We start from the raw sequence: 20,396 nt of genomic DNA, 5'->3' as shown, positions 1-20,396 counted from the left end.
TTTTTCTGGATACGTAATATGAATTTCCCATGATATAAATTAGACTCAAGCAAGGCTTTTGTCAAGTTTTGTTATATTAGTTTTAAGTGAAGTGTATTTTTTTAATTCTTTTCTATAAGTAAGTTATGACTGAATTTTGCAACATAAAGTTTAAAAAATATTTATTATTATAACTTTTAACTTTGAATATAAGCTGCTACAAAAATTGTTTCAACTAACTAAAAATAAACTTTTATGGAAGATTTAAGCTCTTGGAAAGAAAGGTTTGAAGAATGCATTTATGCTAAAAAACTTCTCGATAAACTTCACTATTTAAATACTAAAGTGGTAAATCCAATAAATTTAGAAGAAATCAAAAAAGGAATATATTACGCCCGTAAATACCATGGTATCCAAATGCGTAAATCAGGCGATCCGTACTATTCTCATCCAATTGAAGAGGCAATTATGGTGGTAGAGTTTACAGCCATAGAAATACCAAAGCTTTACACATCTGCAATGATGCAAGCAGCACTGCTTCATGATACTATTGAAGATACAGAACTTACTGAAAAAATGATTACTGAAATCTTTGGGGAAGAAGTTGCAAAGCATGTAGAGGGCTTAACCAGAGTTAAACCTTATGGAAAAATTAGTGCTGAAGAAAGCCTGAATATATTAGTTAAACAAAAACGATACGACACAGTATTAATTAAGCTATCAAAACTTACGCTATGTTTGGTTCTAAATATCGTAAAGATGGAGAACGAAGCTGTTGTTGCATATAGTCATCTAAAAGCCCTAACTTTATTTGGTAGACCGTTTTACCTATTTTATTTGCAGTTCTTTTGAGAAAAGCCCAAACTAGAAATGCACAACTAATGTGATTACGTTGGATACGCTGTTTTCTGCATTGGCAACGTTCTATACCAGTCAGTTGCTTAATTTTTCTATGCATGCTCTCAATTACCCATCGCAAGCCAAACTCATCTTGTGCAGCTTTAGAAGATTTTTGAGTTTTGTTATTGGTAACAACATAATCAACTCTGTTGGTAGAAACAGTAAATTTAAACAAATTAACATGCTTATTTTTGGCAAATCCTTTTATATGAATCTCCATTCCATTCTTAATTTCTTCATCTGAAAACGTCAACTTGCTAACAGCTTTATAAGGCTCGTAATCACACGTTTTACTAACATTTCTATTGGCTTTAATAGGGGCATAATAATATTTGCCCAAGGAGTCAACATGTTGCATAATTTTGTGTGTAGCATACCATGTGTCAAAAAGTACAGTTTGAAAAGGAATCTTTTTACTATAAACAGCATTATTGAACATCTTTAGTAGGTGATCTAGTTTCGTCGCTCCATCATGATCAGGTGAAAAAATGCGATAATCTATTACCCAAAACTTATCAATATCGGGGTTATAATATACAAGACTCACTACTCCTATACCGGTAGTAACTCCACCTGTAGCTCCACTATACTGCGATCTAGCAACCTCTATTTTCTTTGTGTTCCTTTTGTTTAACACCGTATCATCAAATATTGCAAAACTTACGCTATGAGTGGAAGAGTGATAAATTATTGTAAGAATAATTAAACATGTCAAAGAGGAACAGATTGCAAGCAATACCAATTAATCTCTTAGGGTTTAATTCCCCGAAGGTCTGCTTCGTGATATACTAACGCGAGTTTCGTATTCAAAAAGTCGCTGTATAGCTGATAAACAGTGGGTTACGGGGATATTGATAATACTGTTTTTGTTATAAAGTGAGTACAAAATACAAATTGCTAATTAAAATATGGTATTTATAGTATAAGAAAAAAGTTTATAGGTTATTGAAAAAACTTTAAGAGCAATAACCTATGATAATGGATTTTACAGAAATATTTTGTTACGTCGATGATTTTTTTCAAGAATTAGACAAGCATACAAATTCAATTACTAACCATAACAACAAATCTGGTCCTAAAAGTCGACTTAACAGAAGTGAGGTAATAACAATTATAATAGGCTACTGGCAGTCATCTTATGATTGTTTTAAGAATTATTATCTGAAGCAAATATGGATTTATCATCAAAGAGATTTTCAATTAGTAAGCTATAGTCAATTTATAAAAATAATAGGTCCACATTTACCACTATTAGTACTGATATTTAATTCTATTTTGGATCAGTGTGATGGCCTTTCTTTTGTAGATTCAAGTAGTATAGAGGTATGTAAGAGATACCGTATTTCAATGAATAAAGTGTTCGCCGGCATAGCAGCACGCAGTAAGACAACAAAAGGTTGGTTCTATGGACTTAAACTACATCTAATAATTAATAGAGCCGGTGGTATAGTTAAAGCATCTTTTAGCCCTGGCAATAAGGATGATAGAAAACAGCTGGAACTGATGATCAAAAATCTTTTTGGTAAAGTATTCGGAGATCGTGGTTATATTTCACAACAATTATTTCAACAACTTTTAGAGCAAGGAATTTTTATGGTAACTAGGGTAAAGAAAAATATGAAAAATAAACTTATGTCTATGTTGGATAAAATATTATTGCTTAAAAGAGCATTAATAGAATCTGTGTTTAGTAAAATTAAACTATTGGGGAAGTTTGAGCATTCAAGGCATAGATCAGTTACAAATGCCTTTGTGCATATGGTTGCAGCACTGATAAATTATCAAATGTCTGATAATAAACCTTCTATTACATCTCTCTTGATATGCTAAATCCTATGCTATATTAATTCGAAACTCGCGTATACTAGATGCATGGAAGAAAGCAGTTATATACATAAAAGTGATAATGTCACAGTACTAATATATCATTTAGTAACACCGGCAAAGTATAGAAGAGTAATATTCAATGAGGAACTAGACGATTATTTATGTAAAATTTGTGAGGACATAGAAGCTCGTTATGAAATTAGATTTTTGGAAATAGGAGTAGATAAAGAACATGTACATTTTTTACTACAGTCAATACCAATGTATAGCCCAACAAAAATAACTCAAATCATAAAAAGTATTACATCTAAGGAAATGTTTAAGAAACGCGAGTTTCGTATTCAAAAAGTCGCTGTATAGCTGATAAACAGTGGGTTACGGGGATATTGATAATACTGTTTTTGTTATAAAGTGAGTACAAAATACAAATTGCTAATTAAAATATGGTATTTATAGTATAAGAAAAAAGTTTATAGGTTATTGAAAAAACTTTAAGAGCAATAACCTATGATAATGGATTTTACAGAAATATTTTGTTACGTCGATGATTTTTTTCAAGAATTAGACAAGCATACAAATTCAATTACTAACCATAACAACAAATCTGGTCCTAAAAGTCGACTTAACAGAAGTGAGGTAATAACAATTATAATAGGCTACTGGCAGTCATCTTATGATTGTTTTAAGAATTATTATCTGAAGCAAATATGGATTTATCATCAAAGAGATTTTCAATTAGTAAGCTATAGTCAATTTATAAAAATAATAGGTCCACATTTACCACTATTAGTACTGATATTTAATTCTATTTTGGATCAGTGTGATGGCCTTTCTTTTGTAGATTCAAGTAGTATAAGGTATGTAAGAGATACCGTATTTCAATGAATAAAGTGTTCGCCGGCATAGCAGCACGCAGTAAGACAACAAAAGGTTGGTTCTATGGACTTAAACTACATCTAATAATTAATAGAGCCGGTGGTATAGTTAAAGCATCTTTTAGCCCTGGCAATAAGGATGATAGAAAACAGCTGGAACTGATGATCAAAAATCTTTTTGGTAAAGTATTCGGAGATCGTGGTTATATTTCACAACAATTATTTCAACAACTTTTAGAGCAAGGAATTTTTATGGTAACTAGGGTAAAGAAAAATATGAAAAATAAACTTATGTCTATGTTGGATAAAATATTATTGCTTAAAAGAGCATTAATAGAATCTGTGTTTAGTAAAATTAAACTATTGGGGAAGTTTGAGCATTCAAGGCATAGATCAGTTACAAATGCCTTTGTGCATATGGTTGCAGCACTGATAAATTATCAAATGTCTGATAATAAACCTTCTATTACATCTCTCTTGATATGCTAAATCCTATGCTATATTAATTCGAAACTCGCGTTTATTATTCTACGATGTCCTGTATGATAACCACTCTTTGCTTTGATATCGCCGGTTTGTTTCTTTAATTTTTTCCATTCTATTATAGTCTTCCTACTAATAGAGTATATCTCAGAAGTCTCTTTTATTGTTTTACCATCTGTTAAACTTTTTATTACTCGTATTCTTAAATCGTATGAATATGCCTTTGCCATAAGTTTTTCATTTAGTATAATCTAACTCATACTCTAAGTCACTATCTTATCGCATTAAGCTATACCTCGTAGCTCTGCTGCGAGGAGTATCATTCTTAATGTTCATTTTATCTTAATGCCATTTATCAGTTGGCTTCCGCTCTCTCCTTCTGATAACATCTTGAAAATAAACTGCAAATTTATTGCACCAAAATCTTACTGTCTCATGACTCAAAATAATACCTCGATATGCCATCTGTTCTTGAACATCTCGGTAGCTACTATTAAAACGATGATATAACCATACTGCATGGCTAATGATGCTTGCTGGAAAACGATGTCTCTTCGGAGCTTGAGTAATACGCATAATGGTGAAATTTAGAGATAAATGGTTACTGCTATTCTATAAATTATTCCATGCATTTGCTCAATACTTAATTTACATCTCTCTTAACTTGACGGTGCCTCTATAGGTGCTATAAATTGGGGACTAATTGGATTATTCAATTTTAACTTAGTAACACTTTTATTCGGTTCTTTTCCAATTGTTGTTAAGTTACTTTATATAATTATTGGTTTTTGTGGAATATATTCATTTTTATGCTTAGGTAAACTACTCTGTAAACCAGGTGTAGAAAAAGGAAAATAATTACTAAAGTGTTACCCGTCATGAAAAGTGCGGGTAATACTGTCTTTAGTCATTGTAACAAGATTCTATATCTTTTTTAAATGATACTCCTCGCAGCAGAGCTACGAGGTATCTATCCAAAAAGTTTTAACTGTTTTTGTTGAAATGCTTTATAAGAAGGTTTGTCTGAACCTTGATTTTTTACATAATTACGTAATTTCCGCTCATCACCATGTTTACCTACTGTGCTCATAAAATATCCTTTACTCCAAAACTCACTTCCCCATAATTTTTCTTTAAGATTTGGATATTTCTTAAACATTTCCTTAGATGTAATACTTTTTATGATTTGAGTTATTTTTGTTGGGCTATACATTGGTATTGACTGTAGTAAAAAATGTACATGTTCTTTATCTACTCCTATTTCCAAAAATCTAATTTCATAACGAGCTTCTATGTCCTCACAAATTTTACATAAATAATCGTCTAGTTCCTCATTGAATATTACTCTTCTATACTTTGCCGGTATTACTAAACGCGAGTTTCGTATTCAAAAAGTCGCTGTATAGCTGATAAACAGTGGGTTACGGGGATATTGATAATACTGTTTTTGTTATAAAGTGAGTACAAAATACAAATTGCTAATTAAAATATGGTATTTATAGTATAAGAAAAAAGTTTATAGGTTATTGAAAAAACTTTAAGAGCAATAACCTATGATAATGGATTTTACAGAAATATTTTGTTACGTCGATGATTTTTTTCAAGAATTAGACAAGCATACAAATTCAATTACTAACCATAACAACAAATCTGGTCCTAAAAGTCGACTTAACAGAAGTGAGGTAATAACAATTATAATAGGCTACTGGCAGTCATCTTATGATTGTTTTAAGAATTATTATCTGAAGCAAATATGGATTTATCATCAAAGAGATTTTCAATTAGTAAGCTATAGTCAATTTATAAAAATAATAGGTCCACATTTACCACTATTAGTACTGATATTCAATTCTATTTTGGATCAGTGTGATGGCCTTTCTTTTGTAGATTCAAGTAGTATAGAGGTATGTAAGAGATACCGTATTTCAATGAATAAAGTGTTCGCCGGCATAGCAGCACGCAGTAAGACAACAAAAGGTTGGTTCTATGGACTTAAACTACATCTAATAATTAATAGAGCCGGTGGTATAGTTAAAGCATCTTTTAGCCCTGGCAATAAGGATGATAGAAAACAGCTGGAACTGATGATCAAAAATCTTTTTGGTAAAGTATTCGGAGATCGTGGTTATATTTCACAACAATTATTTCAACAACTTTTAGAGCAAGGAATTTTTATGGTAACTAGGGTAAAGAAAAATATGAAAAATAAACTTATGTCTATGTTGGATAAAATATTATTGCTTAAAAGAGCATTAATAGAATCTGTGTTTAGTAAAATTAAACTATTGGGGAAGTTTGAGCATTCAAGGCATAGATCAGTTACAAATGCCTTTGTGCATATGGTTGCAGCACTGATAAATTATCAAATGTCTGATAATAAACCTTCTATTACATCTCTCTTGATATGCTAAATCCTATGCTATATTAATTCGAAACTCGCGTTAAGAAATATCCAAATCTTAAAGAAAAATTATGGGGAAGTGAGTTTTGGAGTAAAGGATATTTTATGAGCACAGTATGTAAACATGGTGATGAGCGGAAATTACGTAATTATGTAAAAAATCAAGGTTCAGGCAAACCTTCTTATAAAGCATTTCAACAAAAACAGTTAAAACTTTTTGGATAGATACCTCGTAGCTCTGCTGCGAGGAGTATCATTAGAACAGATTACTGTCAATTTTTAACAATTAGCCAAAAGAATTATAGTTTAACCTACTACGCTGAACATGCCAAGAAATGTAGCCATGATGTTATTAATAGATTTTTAGAAAATGAAAAATATACTCCTTCTTTGTTATGGGAACACATTAAGAATGATGTTATCTTTTCATCTAACGGATATACAATATTTGATGATACGGTGTTAAACAAAAGGAACACAAAGAAAATAGAGGTTGCTAGATCGCAGTATAGTGGAGCTACAGGTGGAGTTACTACCGGTATAGGAGTAGTGAGTCTTGTATATTATAACCCCGATATTGATAAGTTTTGGGTAATAGATTATCGCATTTTTTCACCTGATCATGATGGAGCGACGAAACTAGATCACCTACTAAAGATGTTCAATAATGCTGTTTATAGTAAAAAGATTCCTTTTCAAACTGTACTTTTTGACACATGGTATGCTACACACAAAATTATGCAACATGTTGACTCCTTGGGCAAATATTATTATGCCCCTATTAAAGCCAATAGAAATGTTAGTAAAACGTGTGATTACGAGCCTTATAAAGCTGTTAGCAAGTTGACGTTTTCAGATGAAGAAATTAAGAATGGAATGGAGATTCATATAAAAGGATTTGCCAAAAATAAGCATGTTAATTTGTTTAAATTTACTGTTTCTACCAACAGAGTTGATTATGTTGTTACCAATAACAAAACTCAAAAATCTTCTAAAGCTGCACAAGATGAGTTTGGCTTGCGATGGGTAATTGAGAGCATGCATAGAAAAATTAAGCAACTGACTGGTATAGAACGTTGCCAATGCAGAAAACAGCGTATCCAACGTAATCACATTAGTTGTGCATTTCTAGTTTGGGCTTTTCTCAAAAGAACTGCAAATAAAATAGGTAAAACGGTCTACCAAATAAAGTTAGGGCTTTTAGATGACTATATGCAACAACAGCTTCGTTCTCCATCTTTACGATATTTAGAACCAAACATAGCGTAAGTTTTTCCAAATTTTTTTCATTTTTGGTTGCCATACTGTTTTATTCCCATCAGGGTTATAGTGATGATTTTCCCACCAATATTCTACATTCTTCCAAGCATATGCAGCCGATAAAGCTTGTTTATTACCGCTGCCATCTAAATAGTAATCATACCCCTCACCGCTATGGCAACCTTTAATAATATCCTCTTTTGTAATTCTAGAGCTTAAAGGAACTAGTTAAAGGGAAATAAGCGTCTATCCCGACGAAATCAATGTAAGAAGAGGCAAATAGTGGGTCTAGATTGTACCACCCACCGCTAGTATGGTGATATTCCGACCAATCGGCTGCATAAGTAACTTGTACATTATTGCCTACTATTTCTTTTACTAAACGAGCAAGATTGTACAGTTCATTAACTGCTGGAAAGTTATTTGCTGAGTCTCTTATAGAAGTGATGCCAATTAGTTCCGAGCCGATTATAAAGGCATCTACATAACGCGAGTTTCGTATTCAAAAAGTCGCTGTATAGCTGATAAACAGTGGGTTACGGGGATATTGATAATACTGTTTTTGTTATAAAGTGAGTACAAAATACAAATTGCTAATTAAAATATGGTATTTATAGTATAAGAAAAAAGTTTATAGGTTATTGAAAAAACTTTAAGAGCAATAACCTATGATAATGGATTTTACAGAAATATTTTGTTACGTCGATGATTTTTTTCAAGAATTAGACAAGCATACAAATTCAATTACTAACCATAACAACAAATCTGGTCCTAAAAGTCGACTTAACAGAAGTGAGGTAATAACAATTATAATAGGCTACTGGCAGTCATCTTATGATTGTTTTAAGAATTATTATCTGAAGCAAATATGGATTTATCATCAAAGAGATTTTCAATTAGTAAGCTATAGTCAATTTATAAAAATAATAGGTCCACATTTACCACTATTAGTACTGATATTCAATTCTATTTTGGATCAGTGTGATGGCCTTTCTTTTGTAGATTCAAGTAGTATAGAGGTATGTAAGAGATACCGTATTTCAATGAATAAAGTGTTCGCCGGCATAGCAGCACGCAGTAAGACAACAAAAGGTTGGTTCTATGGACTTAAACTACATCTAATAATTAATAGAGCCGGTGGTATAGTTAAAGCATCTTTTAGCCCTGGCAATAAGGATGATAGAAAACAGCTGGAACTGATGATCAAAAATCTTTTTGGTAAAGTATTCGGAGATCGTGGTTATATTTCACAACAATTATTTCAACAACTTTTAGAGCAAGGAATTTTTATGGTAACTAGGGTAAAGAAAAATATGAAAAATAAACTTATGTCTATGTTGGATAAAATATTATTGCTTAAAAGAGCATTAATAGAATCTGTGTTTAGTAAAATTAAACTATTGGGGAAGTTTGAGCATTCAAGGCATAGATCAGTTACAAATGCCTTTGTGCATATGGTTGCAGCACTGATAAATTATCAAATGTCTGATAATAAACCTTCTATTACATCTCTCTTGATATGCTAAATCCTATGCTATATTAATTCGAAACTCGCGTTACATAATCTCTCACTAAACGAGCATAATGAAGAATAAAGTTATTATAACCATCAGTTTTATGAAAAAAATTACTTACTGCGTCCGTAGAGCCGCTAACATGTCCACGCCAAGGCTTACCGGGTAAATCCATAAAAAACATCGGATACAACATAATTTTTAAATTACGTTTTTTCAGCTCTTTGAGGTAACGCACTAAGCTAGCGTCATTAACACTACCACCATAGTTAGGGCTTTCATATTCATCCTTAGATATAATTTTAGCATTTTCTCTATTATAATGACTAACTTGCCAAGTAGATGAGTATGGGGTTAGGGGGTCGTTAAATTCTACAGCAGGTTTTATACTACAATAGTTTATGGGGTCGTTGAAAGATAATTTTTGATAGTAAAATAAGAGGAAAGGAGGTAATAAATATTTTAAAAAAGAAATTCTGTTTAATATAGAGATAAATGTTATTCAATAGTGTAGTAATTTAATAGAGATTTGTTTACAGAGTTAGAATTTTTATTAATAAATTTCTTTAAGCCATTAAAGTTGTTAAAACCACTAATCGTTTTAAATTAAAACATATGGCATTCATAAATTCGGAGAATTGATTTTTGGCAATTCCTATATATCTAACCCGCTTATTATCTTTTGAAAATACCATCTCGAAAGGTGCTCTGATTTTCGTATAATATTTATCAAGGTCAAAATTCTTATCTTTCATATTATTTTTCTTTATTGCACAAAGATGGACTCCCTTTTTAGCTGCTGCATTCTTGGTAGAGATTGTACAATAACCTTTATCAACATATGTAGCACCAGAACTTGGCATAACATGCTTAAAACCTTTGCTATCGGTAACATTTGCAGGGGTAACTGCAACCTTATTGATCATGCCTGATTGAATATCAACACTCACATGTTTTTTATAACCATACCAAAATTTATTCCCTCCCTTACAGCCAATTTTGGCTTGTTTATCCTTTGCAACCTTAGGCAAAGTCTCATTATTCAATTTATCATATTTTTGTGCTCTTAGTTTATCACGTTCCTCCCAGAGATTAGCTTTTGAGATTAAATGAGAAGCATCTACAAAGGTAAATACTTCACCCATATAGCCTTGTACTCGTAGTTGATCGCGGAATTTTGTAAATATTTTTGATAGTAAATTAGTACCTATTTTTTTACGTATTTTACTAAATACACTATAATCAGGTGTCTTTTCTGTAAGAGCAAAATTACAAAACCATTTCGCCGCTGTGCTATCAGCTAAATAACGTTCTAATTCCCGATCAGATAAGTCTTCCATAAATTGTAGCAGCAAACATTTAAACAGCCTCTCTATACCATATCCTTTATAATTAGCTTCGCATTCTAATGCTAATAACTCAGCTTCAACTGCTTTGAATTTGAATAAACTTTTGAATTTACGATATTGATGATCCGCATTTACTAACTCATCTAAACTTACCATTAGCATTTGATACTCTGACATATAAACATATTTTTTATTTTTTTATTATACCTGCTACCCTCTCATCTCGCAACAGTCCCTTTATATCAAGATTATTGCCAAACCAAGAAACTACACTGGTGCTACCCATTTTATGTTAGGGCAGGTGGTTTGTAGTTGATTAAGGCTATATACGCTATCGGCAATGTTATAATGATTATGTGAGTTAATAGCCTCATGATTAATAACACCACCAAAAAAACTTTCCTGAGTTTTATACTGAATTTCTGTATCATAGACAAATTCCCCAGACCCTGGAATCATGCTAATACTGCTAATTAAATTTTCGACTTTTGCATAATTGTTTGGTAGATGAATATTAGGCTTCCTAGTTACTTCAAATGAGAAATTCGGAATAATATTATCAAAATCTTCTAAAGGTAATTCTTCAAATACTGCATAGCTAAGAGATCTAAAAGCAGGAGTTTTATTTTTACCTAAGCATTTTTCAATCAAGGGATCGGGTAATTGTTCTTCTGATCCTTTATATAATCTAAACTTATATTTACCTTATTTTATAATTTCATCATTTGCCCATACCCTTTTAATTTCCGTGATCTCACCCTCACAAATACTAACGGCAAAAGAAAAGAAATAACTATATTCCGTAGAAGTTGTGGTAGATTTTACGTTATGAAAATAAGGAAAATATTCTTTATGACGAGTGCTATTTGCGATTTCTTTGATTTTATCTGCCCAGATTATTTTTCCGCTAACTTTTGTAGTGCCAAAAACCAAAGGGATAGGCTCACCATAACTTGCTGTAACATATTTAAAGCTTTCTTTGAAGTTTTTAATATAATCATATTCTTCTGGTTCATGGTTTAGTTGATCTAAATACTCACCAAGCATTTTACCAGCAAATCTTCCTATGCTTGAAAATATACCACCTCCGAATGCATTTCCGATAGTACCTCCAAACGAGCTAAAAAAACTTCCAAACATATTTACCATATTATAGTTTAATATGGATTGATATTAGCATGATATTATGTTAACACTAAGATATGCTTTTCGGTTTAGTGTCATCTTTGATTCATTCACGAGATCCAGTTAAAATACTAATTTTATTAGTATTTTTTATTATTTTCTGGATGCCGTGGTCAAGCCACGGCATGACTACCTTAGGGCGTTTTCCGATCCACGCAGGCAAAGCCGCCACGGGGTGACAATGTATTATATTGGAGTATATTAATGCTTAAAAAATATATATTTATCTTATTACTACTTTTCACATCTATAGTTAAAGCAGAAAATATAGAAGTAAATAATTTAGATAAAATAAAACAAGATTTTGAAGAAAATTATAATAAAAATTATTTGCCGCAGGATTTACTAGTAGTAATAGACTTGGATAAGGTGTTATTTAAGCCGTTATTATCTTTAGGTGAGCAAATCGATAAAGATGCTTATTCTAAATTAGCTCCCACTTTACAAAAGATGAATAAAAACCCTAAAAGTATTTATATCGACCAATTAATTTTAACAAATGATAAATATAAAAAGGAATTATTAGATTCTAGCTTTCCAAATTTTGTAAGTAACATTAGCAATAAAAATATTCCTATAATAGCCCTAAATGGAGAGTTTACAGGTAATTTTAATAATATACCTAAGTTTGAAATATGGATTGCTGATTATTTAAAAAAGAATTTTAATATCGATTTCTCAAATAGTTTTCCTAAAAATAATTATATTATTTTTAACAATTTAAAAAATTTTTCCAATACTTATCCGGTATTTTATAAGGGCATATTGACTAGCAATAATATATCAGGTGCTGAACTTATGATTAATTTTTTTGTTCAAATGAATTTTATGCCTAAAGTACTTATAATGATTAGCGGTAGCACTGAGCTATTAAGTTCAATGGAAACACAGTTAGCTAATTATAGCTCTTCTGTTTTATTTATTGGATATTATTATAATAATCAAGATAGTAGGGATAATAATGCAAACTATAATGTAATTATTAATGACTTAACTAATCAAGTGAATAATATAAAAAGAAATAACCCCCCTTTGAAAACTAATAATGTAAAAAGTAAGAACCCTTATGATCAAAGTAAATAAAATTTTATTCCATTTATTACTTTATTTAATTGTGCCAATTTCAAGCTATGGTGAAATAATTCCTACTTATTCCGTAAATTCTGTAACAATGAAAGATTTGTTACCCAAAATAGACCAAGATAGCCTTGTTTTAATAAATATAGATAATACTATTATAACGCCCAAATCAAAATTTTTTCGCTATAATAATAATCCTTATGTAAATTTTACCAAAAACTTATATAGTCTTGCGGTAAATGATTCATCAGTAAATAATTCTATAGCACAATTAATGCAACAACGCCAAATGATGCTTGTAGAAAAAGGTTGGGTGGATTTTATTAATCAAATGAAAAAGCAAGGTGCAACAGTTTTAGGGCTTCAAGAAATAACTACCCCATGTAATTTGATTGAAAATTATGAAGTATGGTTGTATACCGTACTTTACGGATTAGGTATTAATTTTACTGGTAAAGTCAATGATAAAGATGTATTTAGATTTGATCCAACTGATGCAAATGCACCTATTTTTTATTTAGGAATAATATTTACCGGAAGTACTAATAAAGTAAAGTCACTTATTGAATTTTTAAAAATTATACCAAAAGAACCTAGCAAAATCATAGTATTTGCAAATAATAAACAAGATTTGAAAGATATGAATTCTTTTTTAAGAAATGTTGATATAGAGTATTATGGAATTGAGTATTTGGGATGGCAACAATTACAAGAATCACCCGATTTAGAAGTTGCCAAGTTGCAGCAATCTACTCTTCTAAATACAGGACAGTGGCTAGAGGATGATGTAGCTGCAAAAATGTTAAATAAATAGTATGAATAATAATTTAATAAATACTTTAAAAGATTTAATTATCGATACCGGTAAAATTGCTTTAGATATAAAAAAATCAGGAATATTAATTGATACTAAGTCAGATGGCTCGGTAGTTACCAATGCAGATAAAGAAATCAGTAAAATAATCTATCAAAATCTGCAAGCATTAACTCCAGAAATAGATATAGTATGTGAAGAACAGCCACTGCCAATACTTAACAGTAACACTTTTTGGTTAATTGATCCAATTGATGGAACAAGAAGTTATGTAAACGGCAAAAGTACTTATACTATAAATATAGGTCTAATTAAAAATGGTGTACCGACTATTGGCTTGATATATCAACCTGAGACAGATAAATTATATTATACTGATGAAAAAGGTCAGTTAAAAATCGAGCAGCATTCCAAGGAAATTCCTATCATTCATAAACAAAAAGAGTTAAACGCTGTCATAGGCTTTTATCATTCAAACAAAGCAACTAAAGAATTCTTAAGTAAATATTCCTTTAATAAAATAGATGCAATAGGTAGTTCAATTAAATTATGTTTAATTGCTGAGGGTAGTGTGGATATTTGTCCTAAATTCGGTCAAACTATGGAATGGGATATAGCAGCAGGTCATGCCTTAATTAAAGCTGGTGGCGGTAATATTTTAGATTTAGATGGCAAAGAAATTACCTATGGTAAAGAAAACTTTGCTAATCCTAATTTCCTTGCATGTAGCAAATATTGGCTGGAGAATGTTGTTCCTGTGTAAGGCTTGGAAAATCGATTAAGTCGGCATTGCCTGCGTGGATCATTAAAAAATACAAATATCTAAATAAAAACTGAATTACCTGAACGCTCTCAAAAAATCAAGGTTAGGCTTGATTTTATAGTACAGCAAATTTTAGAGCTTGCAAAAGATAAAATTGCTATGATTATCTTATATGGTTCTTTTGCTAGAGGCGACTGGATACGTGATTTAATTAACGGCTATCATAGCGATACTGATATTCTGATTATTTTAAAAAAAGGTAAGTATAAAGGTCATGCTACTTTGAACTTAGAAGATAGTATATATAAAAGATTAGTAAAGATGGGAGTAATAAACCCTAAACAAATTATCCCATACGATTCAGAGATATCTATAATTCTTGAATCAATAGAAGAAATAAATAGACAGCTAGAAAAAAGGCGTTATTTTTATACTGATATCAAAAAAGAAGGAATACTTTTATATGATAGTGGTGAGTATGTTTTAAGCGAAGCTAAAGATTTACCTTGGAGTGAAATGAAAGAAATTGCTCAAGATTATTTTGAACAATGGTTTAGAAGAGGCAAAGGATTTTTAAAAGGAGCAATAAATTATTTAAAAGATTCTGAAAATGCTTTATCAGCCTTTTTACTGCATCAAGCTACCGAAAGCTTGTATAGTACTATCTTACTAGTTTTCTCTAATTATAAACTTAAGTTACATAATTTACAAAAGTTAGGTAGTATGGCAGAAAATTACGACAATGAATTATTACAAGTTTTTCCTATAGTAACTTCTGAGCAGAAAGAATGTTTTACGCTTCTACAAAAAGCTTATGTTGATGCAAGGTATGATAAAAATTATAAGATTACGAAAGAACAACTACTTTATCTTATTGGGCGAATAGAAAAGTTAAAAGAAATCACTGAAAGAATTTGTATAGCAAGGATTGATAGGTAAAGTGTCATAACGTGGCAGCATTATTGCGTGGATACCAAATCGTCTGAGCTACGCGAATGAAATGAGCGTGGCAATCCAGAAAAAATAATAAAAATGCTATAAATTAGCATTTTTTAACTAGATTGCGTACGTACAATTACTTTGTAATTTCCTTAGCTCAGACGACAAAACTGATCCACGCGGGCAATGCCGCCACGGGATGACAGAGAGGCGATTATAAAAGAGGAAAAAGTTTAATCTCTTAGGGTTTAATTCCCCGAAGGTCTGCTTCGTGATATACTAGATGCATGGAAGAAAGCAGTTATATACATAAAAGTGATAATGTCACAGTACTAATATATCATTTAGTAACACCGGCAAAGTATAGAAGAGTAATATTCAAAGAGGAACTAGACGATTATTTATGTAAAATTTGTGAGGACATAGAAGCTCGTTATGAAATTAGATTTTTGGAAATAGGAGTAGATAAAGAACATGTACATTTTTTACTACAGTCAATACCAATGTATAGCCCAACAAAAATAACTCAAATCATAAAAAGTATTACATCTAAGGAAATGTTTAAGAAATATCCAAATCTTAAAGAAAAATTATGGGGAAGTGAGTTTTGGAGTAAAGGATATTTTATGAGCACAGTAGGTAAACATGGTGATGAGCGGAAATTACGTAATTATGTAAAAAATCAAGGTTCAGGCAAACCTTCTTATAAAGCATTTCAACAAAAACAGTTAAAACTTTTTGGATAGATACCTCGTAGCTCTGCTGCGAGGAGTATCATTTAAGAATTAAATTACTTTACCGCTTCAATCAACTTTCTAACTCCGTCTATTGACTTATCAAATAAAGCTTGCTCATCAGCAGTTAGTTGTAGCTCGATTACTTTCTCTATGCCGTTTTTGCCTATAATAATCGGTACACCAGCATATAAATTTTTTACGCCATATTCACCTTGCAAGTAAGCAGCACAGGTTAGAATTTGTCGTTTATCTTGTAAATAAGATTCAAGCATTTCTACAGCAGAAGCAGCAGGGGCATAATAAGCTGATCCTGTTTTAAGTAATGCCACGATTTCGCCACCGCCATTTCTAGTGCGATCAATTATTTTTTCGATACGCTCGTTGGTTGATAACCCCATTTTTATTAGATCAGGTATAGGCACACCTTTGACAGTAGAGTATCTAGCAAGCGGTACCATAGCATCACCATGACCGCCAAGAACTATACTGCTAACGCTATTAGTTGACACTTTAAACTCCTCAGCAAGAAAAAGGTTAAATCTTGAGGAATCAAGTACGCCAGCCATACCAATAACTTTATTATGTGGCAAACCGCTTTCTTTCAACATCACGTAAACCATGACATCCAACGGATTAGTAATTACTATTACAAAAGCATTAGGAGCGTATTTTTTAACATTTTCTGCAACGCTTTTCATAATACCGGTATTGACGCTAATTAAATCGTCTCTACTCATGCCAGGTTTTCTAGGCAAACCGGCAGTAATAATTATTGCGTCTGACCCTTCGATATCTTTATAGTCATTTGTGCCTTTAATTTTGATATCAGAACCTGCTAAGGTATTTGCTTGCATTATATCTAGAGCTTTGCCTTGCGGAATTCCTTCAGCCACATCAAATAATACTATATCACCTAAATTTTTAAGACTGATTAAATGAGCAAGCGTTCCACCTATATTACCGCTTCCTATTAATGAGATTTTTGGATTTTTTTTCATTATGTCCTCATACATTTGAAATACATGTCTAATATATTATAAATACGTTCAAGAAAAAAGGTTTTTTGAAAAAAAGATAATAGTAATTTTATCTATCTTTATACTAGATCCTGAATTTAAGTTAGCTAGGTTCTGGTGAGATTATAATTTAGAATCAATAAAAATTTCAGGATGTTTGGAAGCTATTTTAAGTAAAGATATCGCAGGACCTCTAGGTCTGCGTCTTCCTTGTTCCCATTCTTGCAATGTTCTAACATTAATATGCATTAAAGCTGCAAAATCTACTTGAGAAAGATGTAAATGCTTCCTAATATCTATTATATCAGTTTTGGTTTCTATTTTTTGAGTTAGCCCTTTTCCTGCTTTAATATCTTTAATAGATTGTAGAATTTCTGCACCGATATCTCTACCATTAGCATTTTTTTTTGCTTTCATAATCCTAGTTCCTCCATAATTTTCTTTAAAATTGACGTTGGGATATTTGTAGCTTCATTTTTAGCATAAATGGTTAGTAGTCAAATTTGATCTTCTTTATCTTTATAATAGTAAATAATTCTAACTCCACTACGTTTGCCTTTACCTTTAGCTGTCCACCTAATTTTTCTAAGTCCGCCACTTCCTTGAATAACGTCTCCTGATTTAGGATGCATAGCTAAATGCCATTGAAAACTTGTATATTCTTCATCTGTAAAATATGAATTTAAGAGCTTACTAAATAATGGTGATTCTATATATTCCATGGCAATATTATTACGTCATTGACGTATAAAGTCAAGTATTTTTAACTAGATTCCGCGATCAAGCCATGGGATAATAGCATAAGGTGTTCATCAAAGCCGACTTATCTATGGGATGACACTGATTGTAGTTTTCTTTTAGCTGCTTCTAGATATAGAAAAATAATAGGAGTTATGTAGAGAGTTAGTAGTTGTGAAGTAAGAAGCCCGCCCACAACTGCAAGTCCTAGTGATCTTCTTTCTGCTCCTGTGCTACCAATCCCAAGAGCTATGGGCATAGCACCCATTAATGCCGCTAAGGTAGTCATCATAATAGGTTTAAATCTTATAGTGCAAGCTTCTAAAATCGCATCTTTGGAACTTTTATTGCTAGTACGTTCAAGTTCTAAGGCAAAGTCGATAATCATAATAGCATTTTTCTTAACGATACCGATTAACATAATAAGCCCGACAAAGCCGTACATATCCAGCTCACTATTAAATATTAATAAGGTAAGCAATGCACCAAACACGGCAGTAGGTAGTCCTGAAAGAATCGTTACTGGATGTACAAAGCTTTCATAAAGCATGCCGAGAATGATATAGATAACTATAACAGCAAGACCTAGTAATAGTCCAAGGTCAGAGAAAGAGGATTGAAACGCTTGTGCTGTTCCTTGAAAGCTTCCCGTGATCGTTGCGCCGGCATTTGTAGCTCTCTTATTGCCTCATTAACTTTTGGAACGGCATCACTGATAGAATAACCATCTTGCAGATTAAACGATACTGTAACTGAAGGTAATTGACCAAAATGTGAAATACTTAAAGGACCAACACTATTAACAATTTTCGCAAGAGTAGTTAAAGGTACTAAAGTGTTATTTGCAGAATTAATATTAACTAAGGATAACATTGATGAATCAGTTTGATATTTAGGATCTAACTCTAAAATAATATCATATTGAGCAGTAGGAGTATATAAAGTTGAAATCTGCTCAGCCCCATAAGCGGCATATAAAACATTTTGTATTTGCTCAATCGATATCCCTAGCTTTGCTGCTTTGTACCTATCAATTTGCACTAAAGTTTGCGGCTGTGATATTTGCAAAACTTACGCTATGTTTGGTTCTAAGGGACTGTTGCGAGATGAGAGGGTAGCAGGTATAATAAAAAAATAAAAAATATGTTTATATGTCAGAGTATCAAATGCTAATGGTAAGTTTAGATGAGTTAGTAAATGCGGATCATCAATATCGTAAATTCAAAAGTTTATTCAAATTCAAAGCAGTTGAAGCTGAGTTATTAGCATTAGAATGCGAAGCTAATTATAAAGGATATGGTATAGAGAGGCTGTTTAAATGTTTGCTGCTACAATTTATGGAAGACTTATCTGATCGGGAATTAGAACGTTATTTAGCTGATAGCACAGCGGCGAAATGGTTTTGTAATTTTGCTCTTACAGAAAAGACACCTGATTATAGTGTATTTAGTAAAATACGTAAAAAAATAGGTACTAATTTACTATCAAAAATATTTACAAAATTCCGCGATCAACTACGAGTACAAGGCTATATGGGTGAAGTATTTACCTTTGTAGATGCTTCTCATTTAATCTCAAAAGCTAATCTCTGGGAGGAACGTGATAAACTAAGAGCACAAAAATATGATAAATTGAATAATGAGACTTTGCCTAAGGTTGCAAAGGATAAACAAGCCAAAATTGGCTGTAAGGGAGGGAATAAATTTTGGTATGGTTATAAAAAACATGTGAGTGTTGATATTCAATCAGGCATGATCAATAAGGTTGCAGTTACCCCTGCAAATGTTACCGATAGCAAAGGTTTTAAGCATGTTATGCCAAGTTCTGGTGCTACATATGTTGATAAAGGTTATTGTACAATCTCTACCAAGAATGCAGCAGCTAAAAAGGGAGTCCATCTTTGTGCAATAAAGAAAAATAATATGAAAGATAAGAATTTTGACCTTGATAAATATTATACGAAAATCAGAGCACCTTTCGAGATGGTATTTTCAAAAGATAATAAGCGGGTTAGATATATAGGAATTGCCAAAAATCAATTCTCCGAATTTATGAATGCCATATGTTTTAATTTAAAACGATTAGTGGTTTTAACAACTTTAATGGCTTAAAGAAATTTATTAATAAAAATTCTAACTCTGTAAACAAATCTCTATTAAATTACTACACTATTGAATAACATTTATCTCTATATTAAACAGAATTTCTTTTTTAAAATATTTATTACCTCCTTTCCTCTTATTTTACTATCAAAAATTATCTTTCAACGACCCCTCTAAATATCGTAAAGATGGAGAACGAAGCTGTTGTTGCATATAGTCATCTAAAAGCCCTAACTTTATTTGGTAGACCGTTTTACCTATTTTATTTGCAGTTCTTTTGAGAAAAGCCCAAACTAGAAATGCACAACTAATGTGATTACGTTGGATACGCTGTTTTCTGCATTGGCAACGTTCTATACCAGTCAGTTGCTTAATTTCTCTATGCATGCTCTCAATTACCCATCGCAAGCCAAACTCATCTTGTGCAGCTTTAG

Annotated in this window: 21 protein-coding genes and 7 pseudogenes; 15 read left to right on the top strand and 13 right to left on the bottom strand. The window is 31.6% G+C overall.

The window, feature by feature from the left end:
- Positions 1-234 precede the first annotated feature (234 nt).
- Positions 235-831, top strand: a complete 597-nt coding sequence (locus ACOAL3_RS04005) for an HD domain-containing protein (RefSeq protein ID WP_419235441.1) — start codon at positions 235-237, stop codon at positions 829-831.
- On the opposite strand, the pseudogene ACOAL3_RS10915 reads toward ACOAL3_RS04005, so the two are convergent.
- A pseudogene (locus ACOAL3_RS10915) lies at positions 800-1,516 on the bottom strand (transposase); the annotation flags it as partial. The gene ACOAL3_RS04005 and the pseudogene ACOAL3_RS10915 overlap by 32 nt on opposite strands.
- A gap of 335 nt (positions 1,517-1,851) precedes the next feature.
- Between ACOAL3_RS10915 and ACOAL3_RS03995 the strand changes: the two are divergent.
- The 3 genes and pseudogenes from ACOAL3_RS03995 to ACOAL3_RS03985 all read left to right on the top strand — a co-directional run bounded on the left by ACOAL3_RS03995 (position 1,852) and on the right by ACOAL3_RS03985 (position 4,070).
- Positions 1,852-2,709: an IS982 family transposase gene (locus ACOAL3_RS03995; RefSeq protein WP_419234519.1), complete on the top strand. Its 858-nt coding sequence runs from the start codon at positions 1,852-1,854 to the stop codon at positions 2,707-2,709.
- A 42-nt stretch (positions 2,710-2,751) separates the two neighbouring features.
- A pseudogene (gene tnpA / locus ACOAL3_RS03990) lies at positions 2,752-3,030 on the top strand (IS200/IS605 family transposase); the annotation flags it as partial.
- A 183-nt stretch (positions 3,031-3,213) separates the two neighbouring features.
- Positions 3,214-4,070, top strand: a pseudogene (locus tag ACOAL3_RS03985) (IS982 family transposase).
- A gap of 8 nt (positions 4,071-4,078) precedes the next feature.
- Here the strand turns inward: ACOAL3_RS03985 and ACOAL3_RS03980 are convergent.
- Both ACOAL3_RS03980 and ACOAL3_RS03975 read right to left on the bottom strand, forming a co-directional pair.
- Positions 4,079-4,294: an IS630 transposase-related protein gene (locus ACOAL3_RS03980; protein ID WP_419235164.1), complete on the bottom strand. Its 216-nt coding sequence runs from the start codon at positions 4,292-4,294 to the stop codon at positions 4,079-4,081.
- 112 nt (positions 4,295-4,406) lie between these two features.
- The gene (locus tag ACOAL3_RS03975) at positions 4,407-4,640 is read right to left on the bottom strand and encodes a hypothetical protein (RefSeq protein ID WP_419235165.1); all 234 of its coding nucleotides are present in this window, start codon (positions 4,638-4,640) and stop codon (positions 4,407-4,409) included.
- 102 nt (positions 4,641-4,742) lie between these two features.
- Between ACOAL3_RS03975 and ACOAL3_RS03970 the strand changes: the two genes are divergently transcribed.
- Positions 4,743-4,922 (top strand): DUF378 domain-containing protein, encoded by a 180-nt coding sequence (locus ACOAL3_RS03970; protein ID WP_419235594.1) that lies wholly within the window; start codon positions 4,743-4,745, stop codon positions 4,920-4,922.
- Between the two features lie 112 nt (positions 4,923-5,034).
- On the opposite strand, the gene tnpA (ACOAL3_RS03965) is transcribed toward ACOAL3_RS03970, so the two are convergent.
- Positions 5,035-5,451 carry an IS200/IS605 family transposase gene (tnpA, locus tag ACOAL3_RS03965; protein WP_419235593.1) on the bottom strand — a complete coding sequence of 139 codons (417 nt, stop codon included), beginning with the start codon at positions 5,449-5,451 and terminating at the stop codon, positions 5,035-5,037.
- 166 nt (positions 5,452-5,617) lie between these two features.
- Between tnpA (ACOAL3_RS03965) and ACOAL3_RS03960 the strand changes: the two genes are divergently transcribed.
- The 3 genes and pseudogenes from ACOAL3_RS03960 to ACOAL3_RS03950 all read left to right on the top strand — a co-directional run bounded on the left by ACOAL3_RS03960 (position 5,618) and on the right by ACOAL3_RS03950 (position 7,734).
- The gene (locus ACOAL3_RS03960) at positions 5,618-6,475 is read left to right on the top strand and encodes an IS982 family transposase (RefSeq protein ID WP_419234519.1); all 858 of its coding nucleotides are present in this window, start codon (positions 5,618-5,620) and stop codon (positions 6,473-6,475) included.
- 89 nt (positions 6,476-6,564) lie between these two features.
- Positions 6,565-6,690, top strand: a pseudogene (locus ACOAL3_RS03955) (IS200/IS605 family transposase); the annotation flags it as partial.
- Between the two features lie 27 nt (positions 6,691-6,717).
- Entirely contained in the window at positions 6,718-7,734 is a 1,017-nt protein-coding gene (locus ACOAL3_RS03950; RefSeq protein WP_473198141.1) for an IS701 family transposase, read from the top strand.
- A gap of 199 nt (positions 7,735-7,933) precedes the next feature.
- On the opposite strand, the gene ACOAL3_RS03945 is transcribed toward ACOAL3_RS03950, so the two are convergent.
- The gene (locus ACOAL3_RS03945) at positions 7,934-8,164 is read right to left on the bottom strand and encodes a baseplate megatron protein TIM-barrel domain-containing protein (protein ID WP_419235592.1); all 231 of its coding nucleotides are present in this window, start codon (positions 8,162-8,164) and stop codon (positions 7,934-7,936) included.
- Between the two features lie 229 nt (positions 8,165-8,393).
- On the opposite strand from ACOAL3_RS03945, the gene ACOAL3_RS03940 reads away from it, so the two are divergent.
- Entirely contained in the window at positions 8,394-9,251 is an 858-nt protein-coding gene (locus tag ACOAL3_RS03940; RefSeq protein ID WP_419234519.1) for an IS982 family transposase, read from the top strand.
- 554 nt (positions 9,252-9,805) lie between these two features.
- On the opposite strand, the gene ACOAL3_RS03935 is transcribed toward ACOAL3_RS03940, so the two are convergent.
- From ACOAL3_RS03935 to ACOAL3_RS03925, 3 genes and pseudogenes are all read right to left on the bottom strand, one after another.
- Complete coding sequence (locus tag ACOAL3_RS03935) at positions 9,806-10,765, bottom strand: transposase (protein ID WP_419234543.1); 960 nt, start codon at positions 10,763-10,765, stop codon at positions 9,806-9,808.
- A 90-nt stretch (positions 10,766-10,855) separates the two neighbouring features.
- On the bottom strand, positions 10,856-11,239 hold the full coding sequence (locus ACOAL3_RS03930; protein ID WP_419235440.1) for a hypothetical protein: 384 nt from the start codon (positions 11,237-11,239) through the stop codon (positions 10,856-10,858).
- A gap of 243 nt (positions 11,240-11,482) precedes the next feature.
- Positions 11,483-11,728, bottom strand: a pseudogene (locus ACOAL3_RS03925) (hypothetical protein); the annotation flags it as partial.
- 249 nt (positions 11,729-11,977) lie between these two features.
- Between ACOAL3_RS03925 and ACOAL3_RS03920 the strand changes: the two are divergent.
- The 5 genes from ACOAL3_RS03920 (at position 11,978) to tnpA (ACOAL3_RS03900) (ending at position 16,115) form a co-directional block, all read left to right on the top strand.
- Positions 11,978-12,856, top strand: coding sequence for a DUF2608 domain-containing protein (locus ACOAL3_RS03920; RefSeq protein WP_419235439.1), 879 nt, complete (start codon positions 11,978-11,980; stop codon positions 12,854-12,856).
- Positions 12,840-13,667, top strand: coding sequence for a DUF2608 domain-containing protein (locus ACOAL3_RS03915; RefSeq protein WP_395476249.1), 828 nt, complete (start codon positions 12,840-12,842; stop codon positions 13,665-13,667). The genes ACOAL3_RS03920 and ACOAL3_RS03915 overlap by 17 nt, the downstream gene beginning before the upstream one ends.
- Position 13,668: 1 nt before the next feature.
- A complete protein-coding gene (locus ACOAL3_RS03910) occupies positions 13,669-14,430 on the top strand; it encodes a 3'(2'),5'-bisphosphate nucleotidase CysQ family protein (protein WP_419235438.1) in 762 nt (253 codons plus the stop codon).
- Positions 14,431-14,589: 159 nt separating this feature from the next.
- On the top strand, positions 14,590-15,369 hold the full coding sequence (locus ACOAL3_RS03905; RefSeq protein WP_419235437.1) for a HEPN domain-containing protein: 780 nt from the start codon (positions 14,590-14,592) through the stop codon (positions 15,367-15,369).
- Positions 15,370-15,656: 287 nt separating this feature from the next.
- Positions 15,657-16,115, top strand: a complete 459-nt coding sequence (gene tnpA, locus ACOAL3_RS03900; RefSeq protein ID WP_419234618.1) for an IS200/IS605 family transposase — start codon at positions 15,657-15,659, stop codon at positions 16,113-16,115.
- A 44-nt stretch (positions 16,116-16,159) separates the two neighbouring features.
- Here tnpA (ACOAL3_RS03900) and mdh read toward each other — a convergent pair whose 3' ends face one another.
- The 4 genes and pseudogenes from mdh to ACOAL3_RS03880 all read right to left on the bottom strand — a co-directional run bounded on the left by mdh (position 16,160) and on the right by ACOAL3_RS03880 (position 18,901).
- Complete coding sequence (mdh, locus tag ACOAL3_RS03895; RefSeq protein ID WP_419235436.1) at positions 16,160-17,104, bottom strand: malate dehydrogenase; 945 nt, start codon at positions 17,102-17,104, stop codon at positions 16,160-16,162.
- A 141-nt stretch (positions 17,105-17,245) separates the two neighbouring features.
- Entirely contained in the window at positions 17,246-17,539 is a 294-nt protein-coding gene (locus ACOAL3_RS03890; RefSeq protein WP_011477314.1) for a helix-turn-helix domain-containing protein, read from the bottom strand.
- Between the two features lie 80 nt (positions 17,540-17,619).
- Positions 17,620-17,844 (bottom strand): transcriptional regulator, encoded by a 225-nt coding sequence (locus ACOAL3_RS03885; protein WP_419235435.1) that lies wholly within the window; start codon positions 17,842-17,844, stop codon positions 17,620-17,622.
- Positions 17,845-17,945: 101 nt separating this feature from the next.
- A pseudogene (locus ACOAL3_RS03880) lies at positions 17,946-18,901 on the bottom strand (efflux RND transporter permease subunit).
- Between the two features lie 110 nt (positions 18,902-19,011).
- Between ACOAL3_RS03880 and ACOAL3_RS03875 the strand changes: the two are divergent.
- A complete protein-coding gene (locus ACOAL3_RS03875) occupies positions 19,012-19,971 on the top strand; it encodes a transposase (protein ID WP_419234543.1) in 960 nt (319 codons plus the stop codon).
- 138 nt (positions 19,972-20,109) lie between these two features.
- Here ACOAL3_RS03875 and ACOAL3_RS10910 read toward each other — a convergent pair.
- Positions 20,110-20,364 (bottom strand): annotated as a pseudogene (locus ACOAL3_RS10910) (IS701 family transposase); the annotation flags it as partial.
- Positions 20,365-20,396 lie beyond the last annotated feature (32 nt).

This window comes from Rickettsia endosymbiont of Nabis limbatus, assembly GCF_965196655.1.
Lineage (GTDB): Bacteria > Pseudomonadota > Alphaproteobacteria > Rickettsiales > Rickettsiaceae > Rickettsia.
Note: the sequence above shows the minus strand (reverse complement) of the source record. Positions and strands in the feature narration are given on the sequence as shown.